Source organism: Rhizobium sp. FG96, assembly GCF_057808655.1.
This window is the reverse complement of sequence record NZ_JBMDIL010000007.1, coordinates 118,728-141,210: the sequence shown is the minus strand read 5'-3', so window position 1 is coordinate 141,210 and position 22,483 is coordinate 118,728. Positions and strand designations below refer to the sequence as shown.

The 22,483-nt window shown below is 63.7% G+C and carries 23 protein-coding genes; 7 read left to right on the top strand and 16 right to left on the bottom strand.

Going from position 1 to position 22,483, the window contains the following annotated elements; all coding sequences use genetic code 11:
- From ACODR6_RS15765 to ACODR6_RS15755, 3 genes are read right to left on the bottom strand one after another with little or no spacing between them, the layout of a single operon-like run.
- Positions 1-2,814 carry a DUF4159 domain-containing protein gene (locus ACODR6_RS15765; protein WP_489022898.1) on the bottom strand — a complete coding sequence of 938 codons (2,814 nt, stop codon included), beginning with the start codon at positions 2,812-2,814 and terminating at the stop codon, positions 1-3.
- The gene (locus tag ACODR6_RS15760) at positions 2,811-3,731 is read right to left on the bottom strand and encodes a DUF58 domain-containing protein (RefSeq protein WP_112719362.1); all 921 of its coding nucleotides are present in this window, start codon (positions 3,729-3,731) and stop codon (positions 2,811-2,813) included. Before ACODR6_RS15760 ends, ACODR6_RS15765 begins: the two co-directional genes overlap by 4 nt.
- A gap of 20 nt (positions 3,732-3,751) precedes the next feature.
- A complete protein-coding gene (locus tag ACODR6_RS15755) occupies positions 3,752-4,762 on the bottom strand; it encodes an AAA family ATPase (protein WP_112719361.1) in 1,011 nt (336 codons plus the stop codon).
- Positions 4,763-4,920: 158 nt separating this feature from the next.
- Here ACODR6_RS15755 and ACODR6_RS15750 point away from each other — a divergent pair, with 158 nt between their 5' ends.
- From ACODR6_RS15750 to ACODR6_RS15740, 3 genes are read left to right on the top strand one after another with little or no spacing between them, the layout of a single operon-like run.
- Entirely contained in the window at positions 4,921-5,544 is a 624-nt protein-coding gene (locus ACODR6_RS15750; RefSeq protein WP_489022896.1) for a DUF1285 domain-containing protein, read from the top strand.
- Positions 5,541-6,191: a CoA pyrophosphatase gene (locus tag ACODR6_RS15745; protein ID WP_199627130.1), complete on the top strand. Its 651-nt coding sequence runs from the start codon at positions 5,541-5,543 to the stop codon at positions 6,189-6,191. Before ACODR6_RS15750 ends, ACODR6_RS15745 begins: the two co-directional genes overlap by 4 nt.
- A complete protein-coding gene (locus ACODR6_RS15740) occupies positions 6,188-7,441 on the top strand; it encodes a CCA tRNA nucleotidyltransferase (RefSeq protein WP_489022894.1) in 1,254 nt (417 codons plus the stop codon). The genes ACODR6_RS15745 and ACODR6_RS15740 overlap by 4 nt, the downstream gene beginning before the upstream one ends.
- Here the strand turns inward: ACODR6_RS15740 and ACODR6_RS15735 are convergent, their stop codons facing one another.
- From ACODR6_RS15735 to hemF, 3 genes are all read right to left on the bottom strand, one after another.
- On the bottom strand, positions 7,442-7,627 hold the full coding sequence (locus ACODR6_RS15735; RefSeq protein ID WP_112386239.1) for a DUF1059 domain-containing protein: 186 nt from the start codon (positions 7,625-7,627) through the stop codon (positions 7,442-7,444). It abuts the gene before it with no gap.
- Positions 7,628-7,745: 118 nt separating this feature from the next.
- Positions 7,746-8,012 (bottom strand): hypothetical protein, encoded by a 267-nt coding sequence (locus ACODR6_RS15730; protein ID WP_112719357.1) that lies wholly within the window; start codon positions 8,010-8,012, stop codon positions 7,746-7,748.
- A 112-nt stretch (positions 8,013-8,124) separates the two neighbouring features.
- Positions 8,125-9,039 carry an oxygen-dependent coproporphyrinogen oxidase gene (hemF, locus tag ACODR6_RS15725; RefSeq protein WP_112719356.1) on the bottom strand — a complete coding sequence of 305 codons (915 nt, stop codon included), beginning with the start codon at positions 9,037-9,039 and terminating at the stop codon, positions 8,125-8,127.
- 165 nt (positions 9,040-9,204) lie between these two features.
- Here hemF and ACODR6_RS15720 point away from each other — a divergent pair, with 165 nt between their 5' ends.
- On the top strand, positions 9,205-9,468 hold the full coding sequence (locus ACODR6_RS15720) for a hypothetical protein (protein ID WP_112719355.1): 264 nt from the start codon (positions 9,205-9,207) through the stop codon (positions 9,466-9,468).
- A gap of 6 nt (positions 9,469-9,474) precedes the next feature.
- Here the strand turns inward: ACODR6_RS15720 and ACODR6_RS15715 are convergent, their stop codons facing one another.
- From ACODR6_RS15715 to ACODR6_RS15695, 5 genes are all read right to left on the bottom strand, one after another.
- Positions 9,475-11,121 (bottom strand): Na/Pi cotransporter family protein, encoded by a 1,647-nt coding sequence (locus tag ACODR6_RS15715; protein WP_489022891.1) that lies wholly within the window; start codon positions 11,119-11,121, stop codon positions 9,475-9,477.
- 264 nt (positions 11,122-11,385) lie between these two features.
- Positions 11,386-12,036, bottom strand: coding sequence for a glutathione S-transferase family protein (locus ACODR6_RS15710; RefSeq protein ID WP_489022889.1), 651 nt, complete (start codon positions 12,034-12,036; stop codon positions 11,386-11,388).
- Positions 12,037-12,120: 84 nt separating this feature from the next.
- Positions 12,121-13,104, bottom strand: coding sequence for a phosphotransferase enzyme family protein (locus ACODR6_RS15705; protein WP_489023143.1), 984 nt, complete (start codon positions 13,102-13,104; stop codon positions 12,121-12,123).
- A 96-nt stretch (positions 13,105-13,200) separates the two neighbouring features.
- Positions 13,201-13,689 carry an SRPBCC family protein gene (locus ACODR6_RS15700; protein WP_199627122.1) on the bottom strand — a complete coding sequence of 163 codons (489 nt, stop codon included), beginning with the start codon at positions 13,687-13,689 and terminating at the stop codon, positions 13,201-13,203.
- Positions 13,664-14,017 carry a metalloregulator ArsR/SmtB family transcription factor gene (locus ACODR6_RS15695; RefSeq protein WP_130277819.1) on the bottom strand — a complete coding sequence of 118 codons (354 nt, stop codon included), beginning with the start codon at positions 14,015-14,017 and terminating at the stop codon, positions 13,664-13,666. The genes ACODR6_RS15700 and ACODR6_RS15695 overlap by 26 nt, the downstream gene beginning before the upstream one ends.
- A 145-nt stretch (positions 14,018-14,162) precedes the next feature.
- Here ACODR6_RS15695 and ACODR6_RS15690 point away from each other — a divergent pair, with 145 nt between their 5' ends.
- A complete protein-coding gene (locus ACODR6_RS15690; RefSeq protein ID WP_489022886.1) occupies positions 14,163-14,804 on the top strand; it encodes a dihydrofolate reductase family protein in 642 nt (213 codons plus the stop codon).
- On the opposite strand, the gene ACODR6_RS15685 is transcribed toward ACODR6_RS15690, so the two are convergent.
- From ACODR6_RS15685 to ACODR6_RS15670, 4 genes are all read right to left on the bottom strand, one after another.
- On the bottom strand, positions 14,779-16,710 hold the full coding sequence (locus tag ACODR6_RS15685; RefSeq protein ID WP_489022885.1) for an adenylate/guanylate cyclase domain-containing protein: 1,932 nt from the start codon (positions 16,708-16,710) through the stop codon (positions 14,779-14,781). The two genes, ACODR6_RS15690 and ACODR6_RS15685, sit on opposite strands and share 26 nt — an antisense overlap.
- 99 nt (positions 16,711-16,809) lie before the next feature.
- Positions 16,810-17,352 (bottom strand): OmpA family protein, encoded by a 543-nt coding sequence (locus ACODR6_RS15680; RefSeq protein WP_489022884.1) that lies wholly within the window; start codon positions 17,350-17,352, stop codon positions 16,810-16,812.
- 13 nt (positions 17,353-17,365) lie between these two features.
- On the bottom strand, positions 17,366-18,055 hold the full coding sequence (locus tag ACODR6_RS15675) for a L,D-transpeptidase (RefSeq protein ID WP_489022882.1): 690 nt from the start codon (positions 18,053-18,055) through the stop codon (positions 17,366-17,368).
- Between the two features lie 97 nt (positions 18,056-18,152).
- Positions 18,153-18,791 (bottom strand): TetR/AcrR family transcriptional regulator C-terminal domain-containing protein, encoded by a 639-nt coding sequence (locus ACODR6_RS15670; RefSeq protein WP_489022880.1) that lies wholly within the window; start codon positions 18,789-18,791, stop codon positions 18,153-18,155.
- Between the two features lie 73 nt (positions 18,792-18,864).
- Between ACODR6_RS15670 and ACODR6_RS15665 the strand changes: the two genes are divergently transcribed.
- Entirely contained in the window at positions 18,865-19,767 is a 903-nt protein-coding gene (locus ACODR6_RS15665; protein ID WP_203428438.1) for an alpha/beta fold hydrolase, read from the top strand.
- Positions 19,768-19,773: 6 nt separating this feature from the next.
- Here the strand turns inward: ACODR6_RS15665 and ACODR6_RS15660 are convergent, their stop codons facing one another.
- Positions 19,774-20,235 carry a tRNA (cytidine(34)-2'-O)-methyltransferase gene (locus ACODR6_RS15660; protein WP_489022878.1) on the bottom strand — a complete coding sequence of 154 codons (462 nt, stop codon included), beginning with the start codon at positions 20,233-20,235 and terminating at the stop codon, positions 19,774-19,776.
- Positions 20,236-20,611: 376 nt separating this feature from the next.
- On the opposite strand from ACODR6_RS15660, the gene ACODR6_RS15655 reads away from it, so the two are divergent.
- Entirely contained in the window at positions 20,612-22,468 is a 1,857-nt protein-coding gene (locus ACODR6_RS15655) for an ABC transporter ATP-binding protein (RefSeq protein ID WP_489022876.1), read from the top strand.
- The last annotated feature ends 15 nt before the right edge of the window (positions 22,469-22,483 follow it).

Below are 22,483 nucleotides of genomic sequence, written 5' to 3'. Positions count from 1 at the left end.
TCACTGCCCCAGACGTTCGAGGAGGGCGGGGACGTGGACCTGGTCGGTCTTGTAGTTGCCGGTCAGCATATACATCATGATGTTGACCCCGGCGCGGTAGGCATATTCGCGCTGCGCCTCATCCGGCGGCACGGTCGGCAGCATCGGCGTGCCGTTCTCGTCGACCGCCCAGGCGCCGGCAAAGTCGTTGCCGGTGATCAGGATCGGCGAGACGCCGTCGGCAGAAGCTGCGGATTTCGGGTCGCTGGCGCGATTGTCCTGGCGTGCCTCGATCCAGAGCGGGCTGCCGGCATAGCGGCCGGGGAAGCTCGACAAGAGATAGAAGGACTTCGTCAGGACGTGATCCGAGGGGACGGGTTCCAGCGGCGGAATGTCGAGATTGGCGAGGATCTGTTGCAGACGTTCGCCATTGGCGCTCTGGGCGCCACCGGAATTGTCGAGTGCCGAGAACTGGTCGCGGGTATCGAAAAGCACGGTGCCGCCGGCGCGCATATAGGCGTCGATGCGGTTGATCGCTGCGGTCGACGGCATCGGTGCCGATGCCGAGATCGGCCAGTAGATGATCGGGTAGAAGGCGAGCTCGTCCTTGGTGATGTCGAGGCCGACGGGCGGGGCCGGCTCCAGCGTCGTGCGGTAGGTCAGGAACTCGGTGAGGCCCTCGAGGCCGCGCTCGGAGATATTGTCGACATCCTGTTCGCCGGTGACGACATAGGCGAGGTGGGTGTTGTCGAGCCGCTGGAGGATCTGATCGTCGCCGGGCTTGGAATCGTCGGCGCGCAGGTCGTGCGGGGCGAGGAACAGGCCGGCGGCGATGGCGACCGCGATCAGGGCGGCGCTGCGCGCTGCCGGGCGAAGGCGCGAGAAGGCGCCGCTCATGAACATGACGATCAGGCTGTCGGCGAGCAGCAGCAGGAAGGCGATCAGGAAGAGCGCGGGCTTGGCGGACCAGGTCTCGCCGCCGATCAGACCGGCGCGCACGACGGTGACACCGGCGGTATCGAGCGGCTTCAGCTCGGCATTATCAGGCAATACATTCAACGCGGTAAAGCCATCTTCTGAACCATAGAGTCCGGGCGGATTGTCGAAATTCGAGACCGGGGCTGCCTTGGCATTCGGGATCAGCGGGCGGGCGGTGCCGGTTTCGGTCGTCAGCACGCCCTTGGCCGTCAGCAGCCGGAAGGGCGGCAGTGCTTCGGCTGTCGATGCCGCACCGGCTTCAGAGGTGACGCCGCCGGAGCGCGAGAGCTGGACGATACGGCGCAGCATCTCGACGAAATTGCCTGAGATCGGCAGGTTCGACCAAGTGGCTTCGGCGCTGACATGGAAGAGCACGATGCGGCCGGCATTGATCGGCTTGGTGGTGACGAGCGGCGTGCCGTCTGCAAGGCTTGCCCAGGTTCGTTCGGCAAGGTCAGGCGTCGGCTCGGCGAGAACCTGCCGCTTGATCGTCACATCGGTCGGCTTCGCCATTCCGGCGAAGGGGCCGAAATTCGGGAAATCGGCAAGCGGCTGAGGCTCGGCCCAGGAGAGGGCACCGCCGAGGGCTCGTTCGCCCTGGCGCAGGATCACCGGAACAAGCGGGTCGTCGGCCGGGGCAGCGGCAAGGCGCGGGCCGGCGAAACGGATCAGCGTGCCGCCATTGGCGATCCAGCGCTGCAGCGGCTCGTAGGTCTCCTGCGGCAGTCGGCCGATATCGGCCATGATGATCACCGACGGGTTCTGCGACAGGAGATCGGGGATCGAGGTGGCGAGATCGGGCGAGTTCGGCTCGATCAGGTCGGCATAGGGCTGCAGGGCGCGCTGGATGTAATAGAGCGGCGACAGGAGCGGCTGGAACTCGTCGCGGGCCTCGCCCGAGAGCAGCACGACGCGGCGGCGCTTGAAGCCATCGTCGAGCAGATGGACGGAGCCTGCGGTCGCATGAGCATCGATGCTGACGCGGGCGAAATCGTTGCGCATTTCGAAGGGTGCGGCGATCGAGCCGATCGAGGTCGACTGTCCCGGCTGGAAGGAGACGGAGCCGGCGGCGATGGCGCGGCCCTGTGCATCCTGCGCCGTCAGCGGCAGTTGCGCGGCGCTTGACGTGTCGAGGCGCGTGGCGGTGACAGTCATTGCGTCGGCGGCGTTGCTGGCGCCGGTGATGGCGATCGTCTGTTCGGCATCGCCTTCGATCAGGCGCAGTTCGGCGGGCTGCAGGTTGGCGAGATCGCGGACGGTCGTTTCATTGTCCCTGGCGGCAGCGCCATCGGCGAGGAAGGCGAGCGTGCCGGGCTTGGTGCCGTTCAGCGCCGCGCGGAGAGCCTCGAAGGCGCGCTGGCGATCGGGCACCAGCGGCTTCGGTTCGGCGGCCTGCAGCTTGTCACGGGCGGCGGCGGCACTGCCGGGAACGGCGTCATTGGTCGGATCGGCGGTGAAGGCGATGGCGACGGGGCTGCCGGCAGCATCGGCATCGTCGATCAGCGCTTCGGCGGTCTGGACGCGTCGTTCCCAGTCGGGTGCGGTCGCCCATCCATTGTCGACGAAGAGGACGAGCGGGCCACCAGCGACCAGCGAATTGGTGCGCGGATTGAAGACCGGGTCGGCGATCGCCAGGATAACGGCGGCGGCGAGCAGCATGCGCAGCAGCGTCAGCCACCAGGGGCTCTGCGCCGGGGTTTCCTCGCGCTTCAGGACGCTGGCGAGGATCTTCAGCGGCGGGAAGACCTCGGTCTTCGGGCGCGGCGGGGTCAGCCGCAGCAGCCACCAGATGACGGGAAGGGCGACGAGGGCGCCGAGGATTGCGGGATAGGCGAAAGCGAAGGGAAGGGCGTTCACAGCTGCCCTCCATGCGTCGCCTTGGCCGGCATGCCGGAGAGATACATGTGAACCGCGACGAGGGCTTCGGAGGCCAGATGGTCGGTTCTGTGCGTCACGAAGGTCCAGCCGAGATGGCGCAGCGACTGGCCAAGATTGTCGCGGCGGGCGAGATAGGCGCGGGTATAGGCCTCGCGGATATTCTCGGCGCGGCCGGAAACGAGCTTCGAGCCGGTCTCGGGATCGCTGAATTCGGTTCGGCCGCTATAGGGGAAGACCTCTTCGGCGGGATCGGCCACCTCGACGACATGGCCGCGCAAGCCGCGGCGGGCAAGCGGCGTCAGGCGCGCCATCACGGCATCGGCCTCATCGAGGAAATCGCCGATCAGCACCAGATCGCTCCAGCCGCGGATCATCGCCACTTCGGGCAGGCCGCCGGTCAGCTGTGAATGCATCAGTGCCGTTGCCAGGCGCTCGGCGGCATTGCGGGCCGAAACGGGTTCCATGACGCCGGGGCAGCCGATGCGTTCGCCGGAGCGTGCGAGGATTTCGGCGAGCGCCAGCATGATGACGAGCGCACGGCTTTCCTTGGAGACGTTGCCGAGCGTCGACTTGTACATCATCGACGGCGACATGTCGGCCCAGAGCCATATCGTGTGGGCCGCTTCCCATTCGCGTTCGCGGATATAGGTGTGGTCGTCGCGGGCGGAACGGCGCCAGTCGATGCGCGAGAGGCTTTCGCCTTCGGTATAGGGGCGGAACTGCCAGAAATTCTCGCCGATGCCGCGCTTGCGGCGGCCGTGCCAGCCGGCAATCACGGTGTTGGCGATCCGCTTGGCTTCGACCAGGCAATCCGGCACCAGCGAGGCGCGCTGCCTTGCTCGTGCAAGCGCATCGCTGCCGGGTGTCGGATTGACGATCTGTCCGATAGAGGCCACGCGTTGCTTATCCCTGTCTCTTATCCACGGGCCTGCTTGACCAGACCGGCAATGACATCGCGCACCGACATGCCTTCGGCACGGGCGGCGAATGTCAGCGCCATGCGGTGTTCAAGCACGGGCTCGGCGAGAGCATAGACGTCGTCGAGCGACGGCGCGAGGCGGCCTTCGTAGAGGGCGCGGGCGCGGGCGCAGAGCATCATCGCCTGGCCGGCGCGCGGGCCGGGGCCCCAGGCGACATGCTTGTCGGTGGAGGCATGGCCCTGGCCGGGACGGGCCGAGCGCACGAGACCGAGGATGGCATCGACGACCTTGTCGCTGACCGGCATCTGGCGGATGAGGCTCTGGATCTGCATCAGCCGCTCGGCATTCAGCACCGCCTGCGGCTTTGTCTCGGAAAGGCCCGTGGTCTCGAGCAGGATCTGCCGTTCGGCGGCGAGTTCGGGATAGTTGACGTCGACCTGCATCAGGAAGCGGTCGAGCTGGGCTTCGGGAAGCGGATAGGTGCCTTCCTGCTCCAGCGGGTTCTGGGTGGCGAGAACGTGGAACGGCGTCGGCAGGTCGTAGCGCTGGCCGGCGACGGTGATGTGATATTCCTGCATCGACTGCAGCAGCGCCGACTGCGTGCGCGGCGAGGCGCGGTTGATTTCGTCGGCCATCAAGAGCTGGGCGAAGACCGGTCCCTTGACAAAGCGGAAGGAGCGGCGGCCGCTCTCGTCCTGGTCCATCACTTCGGAACCGAGAATATCGGAGGGCATCAGGTCTGGCGTGAACTGGATGCGGTTGGCGCCGAGGCCGAGAACCTCGCCGAGCGTGGTGACGAGCTTGGTCTTGGCGAGGCCGGGAACGCCGACGAGCAGCGCGTGGCCGCCCGAGAGCACGGCGAGAAGCGTGTTCTCGACCACGCTTTCCTGACCAAAGATCACCTTCGAGACTTCTTCACGGACAAGGGCGATATCGGCAAGCGCCTTTTCGGCGGCGGCGATGATCGCCTTTTCATCGAGGCTGTCTTCGGTCTTCATCATACCCATCAGGCATCTCCAACGGCTAAATCATTCGTCGCGAATCGGCGGACTTACACCTCTGCCTCATACCCGATAGAGTTATGAAGATGTTGCGGGCTGACAAGTTCGTTTCGAATGACTATCTCGTGACTTCCTTCTCGTTAAGAGCAAACCGGGACAGAAGAATGGCAGGCGAAGAGATCAGGGCGAGCGAAGATGCCGCGGGGCTGGCCGCACTGATTTCGCGCGCGGCCGGCGAAACCGGTGGCAAGAGCCGCGGTCTTCCGCCCGTGGACAAGTGGAATCCGCCTTTCTGCGGCGATGTCGACATAGAAATCCGCGCCGACGGCACATGGTTCTACATGGGCACGCCGATCGGCCGCGCGCCGCTGGTGCGGCTGTTCTCGACGGTTTTGCGCAAGGACGAGGACGGCAAGACCTACCTCGTGACTCCTGTGGAAAAAGTCGGCATCCGGGTCGTCGATGCGCCGTTCCTGGCGGTCGAGATGAGCGTGACGGAGCGCGACGGAAATTCGCTGCTGACCTTCCGCACCAATACCGGCGATGTCGTCGAGGCGGGCGAGGAGCATGCGCTGCGCTTCGTGATCCATGGCGACAACAGCGAGCTCAAGCCCTATCTGCATGTGCGCGGACGGCTGGAGGCGCTGGTGGCGCGTCCTGTGATGTACGAGCTGGTGGAGCTTGGCGAGGTGATCGAGGTCGAGGGGCGGGACATGTTCTGCCTCCGCTCCGGCGGCCGCATCTTCCCCGTCATGCCGGCAGATGAACTGGATGCGCTTTCCCGATGACCGATCCCATTGCCTCCCGCTATCCGCTCTATTCGGCCGATGAATTCCGCCGACGCGCCCTCAACCAGAAGGGCGGGCCGATCGATCTCGCCTGGCGCGATCACGGCGATCACCTGATCAATCAGGACCTGCTGCCCTATGTCGAGAACATCAAGCTGCGGGATGCGGCGGTCCTCGTGCCCGTTATCGATGACGGTGACGATGCGCGGGTGATCCTGACGAAGCGAACGGAGACGCTGCGCAAACATTCGGGCCAGATCGCCTTTCCCGGCGGCTCCAGGGATCCGACCGACGAGTCGCTGGAAATGGCGGCGATCCGCGAGGCGGGCGAGGAAATCGGGCTTGCCGACATGTTCATCGAGCCCGTCAGCCGCCTGCCGGATTATCTGGCGGCGACCGGTTTCCGGATCACGCCGATCCTTGCCGTCGTCCGCCCCGGTTTCACGCTGACGCCGAGCCCGGATGAGGTGGAGAGCGTTTTCGAGGTGCCGCTGTCGTTCCTGATGGATCCCGGCAATCACACGCTCGACAGCCGCCCCTGGAACGGCGTGCAGCGCCAGTTTTACCGCATGCCCTATGAGCAATGGATGATCTGGGGCATTACCGCCGGCATCATCCGCACGATTTACGAAAGAATGTATGCATGACCACTGTGGCTCACGAAGCCTGGTTTCAGGATCCGCGCCTTTCCCGCGTCTTTTCGCTGCTGAATGCCGATGGCGGTGAGGGCCGCGTCGTTGGCGGCGCGGTGCGCAACAGCCTGATGGGCATTGCGGTCAGCGATATCGACATGGCGACGACGCTGACGCCTGACTCCGTCATCGAGCGGGCGAAGGCCGCCGGCATCAAGGCGGTTCCGACCGGGATCGCGCATGGCACGGTGACGCTGGTGCTCGAGGGCAAGCCCTTCGAGGTGACGACGCTCAGAACCGATGTCGAGACTGACGGGCGCCATGCCAAGGTCGCTTTCAGCACCGATTGGCAGGCCGATGCCGAGCGCCGCGACCTGACGATCAATGCGCTCTATGCCAATGCGGCGGGCGAGGTGATCGATCTCGTCGACGGTCTGGCCGATATCGAGAAACGCAACATCCGGTTCATCGGGACGGCGGCGACGCGGATCGCCGAGGATTACCTGCGCATCCTGCGCTTCTTCCGCTTCTTCGCCTATTACGGCTCGGGCCGACCGGATGCTGCGGGGCTGAAGGCCTCTTCGGCGGCGCGCTCAAAGCTCTCGACGCTGTCTGCCGAGCGCGTCTGGTCGGAAATGCGCAAGCTGCTGTCCGCCGAGGATCCGGGCCGGGCGCTGCTCTGGATGCGGACGGTTTCGGTGCTGAACGAAATCCTGCCGGAGACGGAGAAGTGGGGCATCGACGCGGTCCCGGCGCTGGTCGCGACCGAGCAGGCGCTGGGCTGGAAGCCCGATCCGTTGCTGAGGCTGGCCTCGATCGTGCCGCCCGACGTGCCGCGGCTCTCGGAGATGGCGGGGCGTCTGAAGCTTGCCAATGCGGAAGCCGCCTGGCTGAAGACCTGGGCGCTGACCGTTCCGGTCAATGACGAGATGTCGGCGGCGGCCTTCGACCGCGTACTTTATCGCAGCGCGCCTGAGGGCGTGATTGCGCGGCTGAAGCTGGCGCTGGCGATTGCGCGCGGCAAGGCGGAAGGTGACATGAAGGAGATGAGCCGTTCGGCACGGCTCTCTAAGCTCCTGGAACAGGCGGAGGCCTGGACCAAGCCGAAGTTTCCGCTGAGCGGCGGCGACGTGATGGCGGCCGGCGTCACGGCGGGGCCGCGCGTCGGCGAGATACTGCAGACGCTGGAGAACCAGTGGGTGGACGAGAATTTCGCTGCCGACCGGGCGGCGCTGCTCGCCCGGCTGGATGGCATCGTCAAATGATCAGGCCGCGTTCGCTTCGTTGCGGATGCGGGCCTTGATATTGTCGACCATGTTTTCGCGGATGGTGGTTTCGCCGTGAGCGGTTTTCATATGCTCGACCGCGCGGCGGACGACTTCGGCGTCGTCATTGGCGCGGGTGTGCCAGTCACAGCCTGGAACGAGCGTACCACATTCGAAAAGTCGCATTTTATCCTCCTTGATCCGGAACATGACAGGATCGCGCAAACTCACGCGTAGCTTGAATGTGCAAAGAGGGGAGAAGGTTCCGGCCGATCTGACAGGACCGGCCGGCATGGACTTGGCGTTATTCCGGCATCGCCCAGAAACGGTAGCAGTCCGAAGACTGGTAGGGCGTGTTGGAATTGGCGCTTTCACGGGTCTGGCCCTGCAGCTCTTCCGGCGATTTGCCGCCTGCAAGCTGCAGCTTCACCTGCTCGATATAGCAGGAGAGAGGCAGGTCTGAACCGCTCTTTGCGCGCATGTCTTCGGCAAGACGGTTCAGGAATTCCGGGGCTTCGATTATGCGGGATGATTGCTCTGCATCCGCGGATGAACCGCTTTGTATCGTCATCGACAATCCTCCTCCGATTGTTATGCACATACAAATTGATTTAGAACGCGTTCACACTTCTTGAAGGCCAGTCACCGGGTTTTTACCCGTACGTTATCGTACAGTGTTCCGGTTACGGCCATTTTACTGTCGGCGGCATGGACGACAGAATCGACTCGATGTTGCCACCCGTCTTCAGCCCGAAGATGGTACCGCGATCATAGAGGAGATTAAACTCCACATATCGACCGCGACGAATCAATTGTTCCTCACGATCCTGTTCCGTCCACTGTTTGTTGAAATTGGCGCGAACAATCTGTGGATAAACTGCGGCAAAGGCCCTGCCGACATCCTGCGTGAAGGCGAAATCGGCATCCCAGCCGCCGGCTTCGGGGCTGGAATGCAGCCAGTCATAGAAGATGCCGCCGGTGCCGCGGGGCTCGTTGCGGTGCTTCAGGAAGAAGTATTCGTCGCACCATTTCTTGTAGGCATCGTAATCGGCGATGCCCTGATGCTGGCGACAGGCGAGCTCGAGCGCCTTGTGGAAGAGCTGCGTATCCGCGTCCTCCTGCGTGCGGCGCCGGTCGAGAACTGGCGTCAGGTCGGCACCGCCGCCGAACCAGCGGGTGGAGGTGACGACCATGCGGGTGTTCATGTGCACGGCGGGCACGTTCGGATTGACGGGATGGGCGATCAGCGAGATGCCGGAAGCCCAGAAGCGCGGGTCCTCGTTGGCACCGGGGATCTGGGCGCGGAAATCGGGTGCGAATTCGCCATAGACGGTGGAGGTGTGGACGCCGACCTTCTCGAAGACGCGGCCGTGCATCATCGACATGCGCCCGCCGCCGCCCGCGCCATTGTCGCGCGACCAGTCCTTGCCGACGAAGCGGCCCGGCTCGCGATCGGACATCGGTCCGGCGAGTTCATCTTCCAGCGTCTCGAAGGTGGAACAGATCGTATCGCGCAGCTGCCGGAACCAGGTCTGCGCCGCGAGCTTCTTGTCTTCGATGTCGGCGGGAAGGCCTGCCGGCAATACTGGTCTTTCCATACTTACCCCCATAGGCCGCAGCCAAAGCCGCGACCCGTCATTCCTGATTGCGACGCCTCCTATCAGCTAGGAGCGCCAGTCGCCAGCGGGCGGAAGGCCGCAGCCAAGATTCGACTCGCAAATTAGCGGGTTCGATACTACCTTTTTCCGGCAGAGGTAGGTTTCATGAATAAAATTCCGGGACCTCCGTCATTCGACGGCTTGAAGCGTAGGATAGAGCGGCACCGCGCCGAGGGGACGCCCCGGACGGGCGGCGACCGGTTCGTGCGCGAAACATACAGACTGGCGCTCCTCGACGCGCGGGCGAAGGCCCGCGAGTGGTTTGCCGAATATCCGAAGGCGGCTTACTGGACCGAGGTCGAAAGCTGGCGTCAGCTAGACAACGACCAGATCGAGTTCACCATGCGGCGGCTGCCATCGGCGGATTGATCGTCTTTACTCAGCAGCATCCTTGAGGCGGCTTTCGATGAGAAGGCCGTGCTCGTCCATGATCGGGTGGGCGACTGAGACGATATGGGCGTTGATGCGCTTCAGGTCGCGCAGCATGTCGAGATGCAGCGAGCTCGTCTGCAGGCTGTCGGCGCGGCCGTCGCGCAGGCGTTCCAGATGGCGCTCGGAGGATTGCTTCTCCATGCGGCGCACCTCGACCTTCACTTCCATCATCTGCTTGGCGAGCTTGAAGTCGCGGGTGACGAAGATGGTCTGGGCGATGCGCAGGTTGTCGATCGTCAGATGGAAGAGCTTCTTCAGCTCTTCGTAGCCGTCCTCGGAGAATTTCAGCCCGAGCGAAGCCTTCTTGGTGACCTGCGGCAGCAGTCCCTTCTCGATGATGTCGCCGATATGCTCGAGGTTGATCGCGTAATCGATGATGACGATCGAGCGGCGGCCGTTTTCCTCGCTCAGGCCCTCGCGGCCGAGCTTGGAGAGATAGATCTTCACTTCCTGCTGCAGGCTGTCGACGCGCTTTTCCAGCGAGGGGATTTCCTTGAGCTTGGCGAGATCATCCTTCTCGAAGGCGTCGGAGGCGCGCATCAGCATGCGCTCGATGAGATCGCCGACGCCGAGCGTTTCGCGGGTGGCGCTGGCGAGCGCCACGACCGGCGTCGAGAGTTCGCCCTGATCGAGATATTTCGGCGCGTTGTCGGGCTGCGCTTCTTCCGGGACCAGCCGCAGCATCAGCTTCGACAGCAGGCGCGAGAAGGGCCAGGCGAGTGCGGCGAGGATCAGGTTGAAGCCGAGATGGGCGTCGACCGGAAGCTTGGCGGGCGAGAGCGGCAGCATTTCCAGAATATCGGCGCCGTAGCCTGCGAGCGGCAGCGCGACAGCGCAGCCGATGGCGCGCACGATCAGATTGCCGAGCGTGACGCGCTTTGCCGAAGGCGGGCCGGAGAGCGAGGCGACGACGGGCGGAATTGCGCCACCGAGATTGGCGCCGAGCACCAGCACGATGATCAGGCCTGCCGAGAGGATGCCGGTCGAGGCGAGCGACAGGATCAGCACGACGGCGGCAAGGCTGGAGGAGGAAATGAAGGCGATGCCGGCGGAGAAGGCCAGCGCCACCGGCCAGGCATTGTCTAGCAGGCCGATGAAGGCGGCAAGCGCCGGCGACTGGCGCATCGGCTCGGTGGCGCTGCTGAGAAGGTGCAGCGACAGCAGCATCAGGCCGATGCCGATCAGCGCCGTGCCGCCGCCCTGGCGGGAGGTCGAGCCGCTGCGATAGAGCACGATACCGGCGAGGATGACGAGCGGCGACAGCCACTCGATACCGGTCGCGACGATCCAGGCGGTGACGGCGGTGCCGACATTGGCGCCGAGGAGCACGATCTGCGCCATGCGCGGCTTGACCAGCTCACGCTCGACGAAGGAGGCGACCATCAGCGCGGTTGCCGTCGAGCTCTGCAGCGCGATGGTGGCGACGAAGCCGGAAACGAAGGAGCGCAGTCCGCTGCGGGTGCCTGTTGCCAGGCCGGTTCTGAGCTTGGTGCCGAAGGCCCGCGACACGCCGTCCTTCACCTGCGCGAGGCCGAACAGCAGCAAGGCTACGGCACCGAACAGATTTATCATGACGATCGTGGATTCCATTATCAGCAGTCTTCTTCTTCACTGGTGTTTGCAATGCTGTGCATCCTAGAATCACGTCATTGCCAATTCGTTGAAATTGTTGCGCAGTGACGGATTTTTGTTTGCCCGGCTAATAATAATAGGCCGATTTGACCGCAACACAACGCCGTTTGCGACATATTGCGGGGATGCTCCGTCATCTACGGCGGAGCCGCTGGAAATCAATGGTATTGGTAGTCTGTTACGCTCATCGGCTGCAGATGATTTGCGGCCGAAACGTGAAGATCAACGCGCCTGCGAGGCGAGAAAAACGGCGCGCTGGGCCTCGAAGGCGCGCTGGTAGGCCGGGCGGGCTTCGCCGCGGGCGACATAGGCCGCGAGGCTTGGAAATTCTTCGAGCAGGCCGGAGCTTTTCAGCCGCAGCAGCACCGAGACCATCTGCAGGTCGCCGACGCTGAAATCGCCATCCAGCCAGTCGGCAGTGCCGAGGCAGTTCGAGAGCTCCGTCAGCCGGTTGCGGATGCGATCGGTGAGAAGGGGCAGGCGCTGCTCGTACCAGCTCTCGTTGCGCTCCGCATAGCCGGTCGCCTCGCGCTCGACGATGACAGGCTCGACGGTGCTGACGGCGGCAAAGAGCCAGGCGATGGCGCGGGCGCGGCCAATCTGATCGGCGGGCAGCAGGCCCGGAAACTGTTCGGCGATATGGAGCACGATGGCGCCGGATTCGAAGATCGCCAGCGCGCCGTCCTGATAGGTCGGGATCTGGCCGAAGGGCTGGAGCGCCAGGTGGGCGGGCTCTTTCATCGTCTCGAAGGTGACGAGGCGGACGTCATAGGCCCGGCCGGTCTCTTCGAGCGCCCATCGCACCCGCATGTCCCGCGCCAGGCCCCGGCCACGATCGGGGGAGCATTCAAAGGCGGTGATGGTGATCGTCATGGCTGCCTCCAGTGGATTGTCTGTCTTGAAGACGTGCGAGCAATCCAGGTTCCGACATCGAATGACATTCGGCGGCGAGCGGCGCTAGAGCAGGCGGCCGCTGAGATGTGAAGCCTTCCATGCCTTGAGAAACTCCGCTTCCCGTGCCACCCAGCGGACGGTGTTGCGTCCCCATTCATCGGCGCGGGAGGCGTATTCTCCCATCAGCCAGAAATGGCGGACGATGACGAAGTGCAGCGCGGCCTCGAAATCGTCAGCCTTGATCGGCCGGACGGCGCGATAGGCTTCTATGAAGGCAGTCCATCTGCGCGTCGAGCTCCGGCCGAAGGAGACGTTCGCCCATAGGAAAACGGAGAGGTCGTAGGCAAGGTAGCCGGGTCCGCTGTCGTCGAAATCGAAGAACACGGCTTCGCCGGTGTCATCGATGCGGGCGTTGAAGCCGTGGCAGTCTCCATGGCAATAGGTCCATGTCAGCTCGCCGAAGGCTTTGATTGCGTTGCTGGTCTCCTCCGCCAGGCGCTCGAACTCCTTGAAGACATCGGGGTCTTCGACGAGGCCGCTCTGACCTATCCGGGCAAGCGGCTGCCACAGCAGGTAGTCTAGGTCGAGCCGGTAGCGCGCCTCTTCGGGAGAGAAGCTTTCGGCCGCATTGTGCAGCATTGCCAGCGTCTTGCCGTGGGCGCGTGCGTCGTCAAGGCCGGCCGTATCAGGCTCGCGGCCATCCAGCGCCTGGAAGAGAACGCCGGAGCGGGGACCCTCGGGCGCATCGGTTTCGACGAAGAAGCGGCCGTCCCGCGTCTCGATCGGGGCGGCGACGGGGACGCCGGATCGGGCAAGGTGCGTCAGGAATGCGGTCTCGCTTCTGACATCGGCGGGGCCGCGTGCCCGGTGCTGCGACAGGCGGAATATGTAACGCTCCGCGTTCTGGCCGGTGACGCGATAGACATCGTTCAGCCCGCGCTCCAGCATCTGGCAGGAGACGGGCGTTTCGATCGGATAATTGTCCTCGACAAGCCTGGCGATCGCGTCACAGCGCGCCGTCGAATATAGCGGCGGAAAATTGGGTATGACCGATGCTCCCCGGCTGCGTCCTCACGTTGATGTGGAGGATTGCGCGAGCCGGGCGAAAGTCAAGCACCGATCAGCGGTTGCATGTTCGTGCGTTTACCTGTCCAGCCAGGCCGCGAGACCATCCAGCGTCTGCAGGCCGTATTCGACGGCGCCGAAGCCGATGACGAAGCGGCGGCGTTCGGGGGTTGGGTGGAGCTGGCGCATGGTCAGCACCGTCTTGCCGTCGGATTGCTCGTCGAAGGTGACGGTGACGCGGAAACGATTGGGATCATCCGAATCCTCCGCTCCGTGCTCCATCACGATGCGCTCGTCCGGCACGATCTCGAGGAAACGGATCAAATTCGCAAAGCGCTGCTGCTTGCCTTCGAACAAGCCGACCATATCGAAGCGCCAGATGCCGCCCTCGCGGATGTCTGCTTCATGGTTCTCGATCGAGAGATCCTTGGGGCCATACCATTGCGCCAGCGCAGCCGGGTCCATCCAGGCGGCGAAGACCTTGTGGCGCGGATGGTTCAGCACCTTGACCAGCACGATTTCCCGGTCGAGCGACCAAGTATCAAACGGATTTGCCATGTCTTTCATCATCCTCTTGGCTGTCGAGATAGGCTTCCAGCCGGTCGAGCCGGCCGGTCCAGCGCTTGCGTTCCGATATCATCCAGTCGGCCGCCTCGTCGAAACGGGCCTGCACCAGGCGGCACCAGCGGCTGCGGCCGCGCTTTTCGCTGGCGATCAGGCCGCAGTCCTCGAGCACCTTCAGATGCTGGGCGAAGGAGGGGAGCGTCATGTCGAAAGGCTCGGCGAGCACGGTGACCGGTACTTCGCCCTCGATCAGTCGCGAGACGACGGCGCGCCGCGTCGGGTCGCTGAGGGCGTGGAAGGCGAGGTCGAGTGGGGTCGAATGGTAAGGCATGTGAATCAGTAAAACGAGTTCGCCCGGCAGTCAACAACCATAAGGTACTTGCCTTAGTGTTTCGGATCTATATAAAGGCACTTACCTTAGTATTCGCGCTCCAATGATTGGGGCGGCTAGGTGCAACTTCGCAAGGAGAGTTCCAGTGGCAGTACGTGTCGACCTCATGGTCTCGCTCGATGGTTTCGCAACGACGACGGACCAGACGCCTGAAGTTCCGTTCGGTGAAGACTGGCCGCGTCTCGTCGGCGCCTATATGGCGACGCGGACGTTTCGCGAGCGCGTCTTCAAGGATACGAGCGGGGCGGGGACGACGGGGGTCGACGACGACTATGCCCGGGAATATTTCGAGAATATCGGCGCCGAGATCATGGGTGCCGGCATGTTCGGCCTTCATAATCACCCTGACGATCCCGACTGGCAGGGCTGGTGGGGTGACCAGCCGCCGTTCCAGGTTCCGGTTTTCGTGCTCACCCACAAGGCCCGCCCGTCGCTGGAGATGGCGGGTGGCACCACGTTCCATTTCATCAGCATGACGCCGCAGGATGCGCTGAAGCAGGCCACAGCGGTGGCCAACGGCCGGGATGTGCGGGTCGGCGGCGGCCCGACCGTCGTTCGCGAGTTTCTCAAGGCTGGGCTGGTCGACCGCCTGCATGTGGCGATCACGCCGATCCTGCTCGGGCGCGGCATATGCCTGTGGGAGGATCTGCGCGGGCTGGAGGCCGGCTATACGGTCAAGTCGGAAACGGCGCCGAGCGGCGTCATCCACCTGACCTTCCATCGCTAGTCGCGACGCCGGCGAGCTCCCAGATATCGACCTTCTCGGCGCGTCCCTTCACCTCGACGAGGCCGAGCGGGCGGAATTCGAAGCTGTCGACGACGGCGTCGCGGGTTGCGGCGCTGACAAGGATCGAGGTGCCGAACTGCTTATTCAGCCCTTCGAGGCGGGAGGCGACATTGATCGTGTCGCCCATCGCCGTGTACTGCTGCCGCGAGATGGCGCCGAAGCTGCCGACGACGGCGGGGCCGGTGTGGAGGCCGAAGCGGGTGAAGAGTTCCGGGCGGCCGCTCCTGCGGTTCTTCTCGTTCAGGGCGCCGATCGCCTGCTGCATGGCGAGCGCGCAGCGGCAGCCGTGTTCGGCATGATCCTCGTCCGGCACCGGCGCATTCCACATGACGAAGATGGAATCGCCAAGATACTGCACGACGGTGCCGCCGTGGCGTTCGGCGATCGCGTTCAGCAGCTCGAAATAGGCCGAGAGCGTATCGACGACATCTTCGGGGGAGTGCCGCTCGGAGATGGTCGTGAAGTCCTGGATATCGGTGAAGAGCGCCGTCACCTCCTGCCGCTTGGCTTCGGCGAGCGCTCGCCCGTCGGAATTGACGATGCGCCGGACGACTTCGCGGGGAACGTAGAGCGCGAACTGGCGGATCGCGTGGCGGCTGGCGGCCAGCGCCATTGCCAGCGTGTTGATCTCGGTGATCCAGGAATGCGAGACGGGCTTTTCGCGCATGTCGAGATCGCCGATCAGGCGCGCCTCGTCCGCCAGCCGGTTCAGTGAGCGGCTGACCATGCGCGATAGCCCAATCGACGCCACGACGCCGGCGATCAGGAAGGCAGCGGCGATCAAAAGGTTATGGACGAGCAGCCTATCGGCCTGCGAGACGAGATCGTCGAGCGGAACGATGATCGCGGCGACATCGCCCTTGAACAGGCCGGAGACTTCGACCGGAGCGATCTGGATCAGGTGCGGGGCGCCATCGATCTGCAGCCGCGCCAGGCCGCCGGTGGCAAAGGCCGGATCATGGCGCAGCCGCGCGACGGTCTGCAGGCTGGTGTCGAGACTGTCGGCGGTCGCATCGCCGGTGCCCGGGCTTTTCGTCCATGCCCGCAGCAGCTTCTCCATGACGCCCGGATCGGAATGGGCGATGAGCGCGTCACTGCCATTGACGATATAGGCGCGCGCATTCGGCGATATGCCTTCCGCATGAAGCAGGCGGCTGACCGTCTGGAGGTGGATGTTGATGCCGACCACGACGGTGGGATCGTCGCGCATCGGGGCGGCGACCGTCAGCGTCGGGACACCCAGCGTTCCCGCGACATAGGGGCCGACCGAGATTGCCGCGCGGCCCTCTATTGCGGAACGGTACCAGGGCCGCTCGCGCGGATCGAAGGAGGTGTAGTCGATGGCCCGTTCACCCAGCGAGGCGGAGTGATTGTCGAGAAAGCGGAGCGTCGAGGTGACGCTGCCGGTCTGCCGCCCGGCGATCGTGCGGATCGCGAAGGCGGCGCCGTCAGGGGCGGCCAGCGTCTGGCGGACGTCGCGCCGCGTGGTGCTGATCACCTGCAGATAGGAGCCGTCAGGATAGCCGGTATAGATGCTGGTGGCGTTCGGGATGTTGCGCAGGACCTCCAGGAAGAAATCCTGCTTGGCCTGCAGATCCTGCAGCGGCGGGGAGGCGAGCTGCGGTAGCGTCGAGGCCAGCGCTACGGTCTCGGTGCCGCCCTGAAGCGTGTTGCGATAGCCCTCGATCAGCCGCAGGCTCATCTCGCGCATCTGCTGCGCCCCGGCGCTGACGGCGGCTTGCTTGCCGTGGCTGAAGGCCAGCCAGATGATCGGCGTCGAGGTGCAGAGCAGCGATCCCACGACGAGGACGCCGAGATGCAGTCGCAGGGGTTTGGACCAATGCACGCGATGTCCCTCGCAATGCGGACATGTCTCAGTTTTTCATATCGTTTCGATGCCGGCGGAGGGGCTTCTGGCCGGCATCGCTTTCACGCGGGCTTACGGCTAGACGGCGTCGGGCGTGGTTCTGAGGTTGGTGACGACGCGGCGGTTCTGCACCTTGCAGGAGCGGTCGGTGCAATCGCGCACTTCGCGGTCGTTGCCATAGCCCTTGGCCCACATGCGCTTCGGGTCCACACCCTTCGACACGAGATAGGCCATGGCGGCATCGGCGCGCTTCTGCGATAGCGACTGCATCGCCGCTGGCGAGCCGGAATCGTCGGCAAAGCCCTGCAGCTTGATCAGCCAGGTCGGGTTGCGCGCCAGCCAGGCCGCCTGATTGTCGAGCGTCGCCTTGGCGACCGAATCGAGAGCGGCGGAATCCTGCGTGAAATAGGTGCGGCGGCCGACATTGAGGATGAAGTCTTCCTCGCTTCCGGCGCTGACATTCTCGAAGCCGGGGGCGGGGTCGTTGGTCTCGCCGGTCATCGGTGTGGCGGGCGGCTCTTCCACGGAGGCGGTGAGATTGCTGGTGGTGCAGGCGGAGAGCGAGAGCAGGATGGCCGCCATGCAGGCAAAGCGGCTGAGATATCCGGTCGTTGCGATCATCGGGGCGCTTTCCTCATTGAACCGGCGGCTGGGCAGCCGTTGCAGGCTGGGCAACCTGCGCCGCCGTTTCAGCCTGATCGGCGATATGAGGCAGAACCTGCACGGCGGTGCCGATCGGGCAGCGCTGGTAGAGGTCGATCGCGTCCTCGTTGAACATGCGGATACAGCCGCTGGAGGCGTCCTTGCCGATGCTCCAGGGCTCGAGCGTGCCGTGGAAACGGTAGCCGGTATCGACGCCGTCGCGGTGCAGATACATGGCGCGCGGCCCGAGCGGGTTCTTCGGCGAGCCGCCGGCGACGAATTCCGGCAGCTCCGGATGGCGCTTGCGCATTTCCGGCGGTGGTGTCCAGCGCGGCCAGAGCGACTTGGCGTCAATAGTGGCGCGGCCGAACCACTGGAAACCCTCGCGGCCGACGCCGACGCCATAGCGGATCGCCGTCTTGTTCTCCATGATCACATAGAGAAAGTGGTGGCGCGTATCGACGACGACGGTGCCGATCGGCTCGGTGCTGAAATATTTGACGACCTGGCGGCGCCAGCGCTTGTCGATCTTGGCGAAATTCGTGCTTTGATAGGTCACGCCATTATCGACGGCGGGTCCGGCAAAGTAGGAGGCCGGCGCGGCAAATGCCGGATGCTGAAATGCACCGGCACCAAGTAACGCAACGCCCCCGCGGATAATATCCCTGCGCTTGAACTCCATCGGCCATTTCCCCCAAGCCAAGCAGTTGGGCGCAGTAAATCAGATTTTCTCTATGTCTCAAGATGGAATCTTGGATGGAGCTGCTGAAATCTCAGTTTCAGGCCGTCGCATTACTCGCGCCGCCGATGCCGATATTGCCGCTCTGCGCCAGGAAGCCGTCGAGAATGGCATCGAGGCCATCGAGGAAAAGCTGATCCTGCGACAGGCTGGCGTAGTCCGCGAAGGCGGCCGTCAGCAGCGGGTGCGTACCGCTTTCGTCGGGCGACAGCTGCGGCGGGTGCTCGGCTTCCGATTGCTCTTCCATGACGAAGCCGACGGTGAAACGCGACAGCGTGATCAGGATGCGGAGCGCGAGATTGGCGGTGAGGCCCCGAGCCACCAGGAAGGCGAGCTGCCGTTCGGCCGCGTCGTTGTCCGATGCTTCGGACCTTGAGCCGGCATGGATGCGAGCGCCGTCGCGGACGCTCAGAAGCGCGCGCCGGAAGCTCCGATGGCTTTTGACGAGAAAGGATCTGGCGTCGTCGTCGTCATCGGGAAGGCGGGCCGGGTGGGACGAGCGCATGATTGCTGCGTTCATCGCGTCCATCAGTTCGCGCTTGCCCTTGAAATGCCAGTAAATGGCCGGTTGCTGCACGCCCAGGCGGGCGGCGACCATCCGGGTCGAAAGTTTGTCGAGGCCCACCTCGTTCAGGAGGATGAGGGCTTCGCGGACGATATCTGTCTGGGTGATCTTCATGGCGGCTCCAACTTGACGGCGGAATTTATCATCGATAAGTGAATTTATCGATGATAAATTTGATTGAGCGAGCATGGAAAGCGGTGTTGTGAATGTTGGTGGTATCGAGCTGGCTTTCGACCAGTTCGGCCGCGATGGCGATCCTGTTATCCTGCTGATGATGGGAAACAGTGCGCCGGGGATCGTCTGGCCCGATCGTTTCTGCGAGGTCCTTGCGGATGCGGAGCTTCGGGTCATCCGTTACGACCAGCGCGATACCGGGCTTTCGACCTATGTCGATTTCGAGGAGCGGCCCTATACGCTCGACGATCTCGTCGGCGATGCCTGCGGGCTGCTCGATTGTCTCGGCATTGGACGATGCCATATTGCCGGTCTGTCGCAGGGCGGGGTGACCGCATTGATGGCGGGGCTGAAACATCCGGAGCGCGTTGCCAGCATCACGACACTGATGTCGTCTCCCGATCTCGGACCCAAGAACGATGCCTTCACGGGCAAACCTGAAAGTCCGGGGCAGCTGGCGAGACCGGCGGCCGATTACGTCCGGGCGGTGATTGCGCTGAACAGCACTCCGACCCAATCGGACGAGGAGGCGGCCATCCGCTTTGTCGAGAATTTCCGCTTGGCGGCTGGGCCGAAGTCGCCGTTCGACGAGGGCTTCTGGCTGGCGATGGGGCGGGCGGTCGTCGCGCGCCGCCATGCCGAGCTGGCGAAAATGGCAAACCACAGCAATCACAGCAAGGCGCAGATCGCGACGACGGCTTTGACGGCTGCGGATCTAGCCCGCCTCGATCTGCCTTGCCTCGTCATTCACGGCAGCATGGACCCGATCTTCCCGCCTGCCCATGCCGAATGGGCAGCGGACATGCTGCCGCGGCCTGAACTCTCTGTTATCCCGCATATGGGGCATGCGCTCGATCCGGCCTTTATCGAGCCGGTCGCCTCGCGCATCGCGGCCTTCGTGCGGCAGGCCTCGTAGAAGGGATCAGCTCCAGACCGTCTGCCGCATCGCTTCGCCGGTGATCATCGCGGCGGACACCGCGACGTTGATCGAGCGTTGGCCTTCGACCATCGGGATCAGGATGCGGCTGTCTGCCTTGTCGTGGACGTGGTCGGGCACGCCGGCGCTTTCGCGGCCGAAGAGCAGGATGTCATCGGGGCGGAAGGCGAAGCTGGTATAGGGGTTAGAGGCCTTGGTCGATGCCAGGATGAGACGGCGCCCTGTGGTTGCGCGCCATTCCTCGAAACGGTCGAAACTGACATGGCGGGTGAGTGCCGCCATGGCGAGATAATCCATGCCCGAGCGCTTCAGATTGCGATCGGAGATGTCGAAGCCGGCGGGCTCGATCAGGTCGACGCCGAAACCGAGGCAGGCGGCCAATCGCAGGATCGTTCCCGTGTTGCCGGGAATGTCCGGCTGGTACAGCGCCAGTCTGAGGTCGGTCATCGCAGTCTCCAGAAGAATGTCGATCGGTCCTAGAACATGTGTGTTTCGGGTGCAACAAAGCGCATTTTGACCCCGAAATGTTCAATTTCCGCCGATTTTCGGCTGGAAATTACGCGATTTTCGCGTTATCGGTGCACATCTTCAATCGCCAGCAGGGAGGGCCGACATGAATATTGTGCTGCTTATGCGCCTTCCAGTCGTCGAACGACCACTGGTGACACGGCGCGCTTAAGGCGCATCGTTTTCTCAAAATCCCCCATTTTGATCCATTGCGCGGCTGTTATGGCCTCGTTCCCAAAGCGTCCCGCTCCCATATGAGCTCATGCGCGGATTTGCGCGAGCCGGGAGGCGGAACGATAAGTTCCGGAGCATTTTCATGTTTGGCTGGTTCGAACAGCGGTTGAAACCCTTTCCCGTCGAGGAGCCCATTGCGCCTCCGCGGGGGCTCTTTGCCTTCTGCTGGCATTATACGAAGCCGGCAGCGCCCTGGCTGACCGCCATGGCAGTGCTGACCGCGCTGATTGCCATCGGCGAAGTGGCGCTCTTCCAGTTCCTCGGCGATATCGTCGACTGGCTGACCAATGCCGACAAGGCGACCTTCCTCGAAACCGAGTGGCCGCGGCTGGCGATGATGGGCGCCCTGATCCTGATCGGCCTGCCGCTGGCGGCGGGTCTGGATTCGCTGATCATGCACCAGGTGCTGCTCGGCAATTACCCGATGATTGCCCGCTGGCAGATGCACCGCTTTCTGCTTCGTCACAGCATGACCTTCTTTGCCAACGAGTTCGCCGGACGCGTTGCGACCAAGGTGATGCAGACGTCGCTGGCGGTGCGCGAAACGGTGATGAAGATCCTCGACGTCTTCGTCTACGTCGTCACCTATTTCATCTCGATGATCGTGGTGATCGCGGCGGCAGACTGGCGGCTGATGATCCCGATCCTCGTCTGGCTCGGCATCTATGTCGGCATTGTTTCCTATTTCGTGCCGCGGCTGCGCAAGATCGCGGCACAGCAGGCCGATGCGCGCTCGATGATGACCGGGCGCGTGGTCGACAGCTATACGAATATCGCGACGGTGAAGCTGTTTTCGCATGCCGGACGCGAGGAAAGCTACGCCAAGGAAGGCATGGACGAGTTCCTGCAGACGGTCTACCGCCAGATGCGGCGAGTGACGCTGTTCCACATGTCCGTCTATCTCAACAACTGCGTGGCGCTGTTCGTGATCTCCGGCCTGTCGATCTGGTTCTGGCTGAACGGCCAGATCTCGGTCGGCGCGATCGCCATTGCCATTGGTCTCGCAATGCGCGTCAACGGCATGTCGCAATGGATCATGTGGGAAGTTTCGGCGCTCTTCGAGAACATCGGCACCGTCTATGACGGCATGGAGATGATGACGAAGAGCCACGACATCACCGACAAGCCGGGCGCGCCGCTGATGCAGGCCAAGCGCGGCGCGATCCACTACGAGCGGATCGGTTTCCACTACGGCAAGGGCAAGGGGATCATCGAAAATCTTTCGCTCGACATCAAGGCCGGCGAGAAGGTCGGTCTGGTCGGCCGTTCGGGCGCCGGCAAGACGACGCTGATGAACCTGCTCCTACGCTTCTATGATCTGGAAGCCGGGCGGATCACCATCGACGGACAGGATATCTCGGCGGTCTCACAGGAAAGCCTGCGGGCGCTGATCGGGGTCGTGACGCAGGATACCTCGCTGCTGCACCGCTCGATCCGCGACAACATCGCCTATGGACGTCCTGAGGCGACGGACGCGGAGGTGATCGAGGCGGCGAAGCGGGCGAATGCCTGGGAGTTCATCGAAGGGCTCTCCGACATGCATGGCCGCAAGGGTCTCGATGCGCAGGTCGGCGAACGCGGCGTCAAGCTCTCCGGCGGCCAGCGCCAGCGTATCGCCATCGCCCGTGTCTTCCTCAAGGATGCGCCGATCCTGGTGCTCGACGAGGCAACCTCGGCGCTCGATTCCGAAGTGGAAGCGGCGATCCAGGAAAACCTCTTCGCGCTGATGCAGGGCAAGACGGTGATCGCCATTGCCCACCGCCTGTCGACGCTGACCGAGATGGACCGCTTGATCGTGCTCGACAAGGGCAAGATCATCGAATCCGGCTCGCACGGCGAACTCGTCGGCCACGGCGGCATCTATGCCGACCTCTGGATGCGCCAGTCCGGCGGCTTCCTCGCCGATCACGAGGCGGAGCCGGAAGAAGCAGCGGAGTGACAAGAAGAAGCCCTC

Excerpts from the sequence above, each read along its gene's own strand:
- ACODR6_RS15755 (WP_112719361.1), bottom strand. The coding sequence starts at position 4,762 with ATGGGTATGATGAAGACCGAAGACAGCCTCGATGAAAAGGCGATCATC.
- ACODR6_RS15720 (WP_112719355.1), top strand. The coding sequence starts at position 9,205 with ATGAATAAAATTCCGGGACCTCCGTCATTCGACGGCTTGAAGCGTAGG.
- ACODR6_RS15745 (WP_199627130.1), top strand. The coding sequence starts at position 5,541 with ATGACCGATCCCATTGCCTCCCGCTATCCGCTCTATTCGGCCGATGAA.
- ACODR6_RS15695 (WP_130277819.1), bottom strand. The coding sequence starts at position 14,017 with ATGCCTTACCATTCGACCCCACTCGACCTCGCCTTCCACGCCCTCAGC.
- ACODR6_RS15680 (WP_489022884.1), bottom strand. The coding sequence starts at position 17,352 with ATGATCGCAACGACCGGATATCTCAGCCGCTTTGCCTGCATGGCGGCC.
- ACODR6_RS15675 (WP_489022882.1), bottom strand. The coding sequence starts at position 18,055 with ATGGAGTTCAAGCGCAGGGATATTATCCGCGGGGGCGTTGCGTTACTT.
- ACODR6_RS15660 (WP_489022878.1), bottom strand. The coding sequence starts at position 20,235 with ATGACCGACCTCAGACTGGCGCTGTACCAGCCGGACATTCCCGGCAAC.
- ACODR6_RS15730 (WP_112719357.1), bottom strand. The coding sequence starts at position 8,012 with ATGACGATACAAAGCGGTTCATCCGCGGATGCAGAGCAATCATCCCGC.
- ACODR6_RS15655 (WP_489022876.1), top strand. The coding sequence starts at position 20,612 with ATGTTTGGCTGGTTCGAACAGCGGTTGAAACCCTTTCCCGTCGAGGAG.
- ACODR6_RS15670 (WP_489022880.1), bottom strand. The coding sequence starts at position 18,791 with ATGAAGATCACCCAGACAGATATCGTCCGCGAAGCCCTCATCCTCCTG.
- ACODR6_RS15740 (WP_489022894.1), top strand. The coding sequence starts at position 6,188 with ATGACCACTGTGGCTCACGAAGCCTGGTTTCAGGATCCGCGCCTTTCC.
- ACODR6_RS15735 (WP_112386239.1), bottom strand. The coding sequence starts at position 7,627 with ATGCGACTTTTCGAATGTGGTACGCTCGTTCCAGGCTGTGACTGGCAC.
- ACODR6_RS15665 (WP_203428438.1), top strand. The coding sequence starts at position 18,865 with ATGGAAAGCGGTGTTGTGAATGTTGGTGGTATCGAGCTGGCTTTCGAC.
- hemF (WP_112719356.1), bottom strand. The coding sequence starts at position 9,039 with ATGGAAAGACCAGTATTGCCGGCAGGCCTTCCCGCCGACATCGAAGAC.
- ACODR6_RS15710 (WP_489022889.1), bottom strand. The coding sequence starts at position 12,036 with ATGACGATCACCATCACCGCCTTTGAATGCTCCCCCGATCGTGGCCGG.
- ACODR6_RS15715 (WP_489022891.1), bottom strand. The coding sequence starts at position 11,121 with ATGGAATCCACGATCGTCATGATAAATCTGTTCGGTGCCGTAGCCTTG.
- ACODR6_RS15700 (WP_199627122.1), bottom strand. The coding sequence starts at position 13,689 with ATGAAAGACATGGCAAATCCGTTTGATACTTGGTCGCTCGACCGGGAA.
- ACODR6_RS15750 (WP_489022896.1), top strand. The coding sequence starts at position 4,921 with ATGGCAGGCGAAGAGATCAGGGCGAGCGAAGATGCCGCGGGGCTGGCC.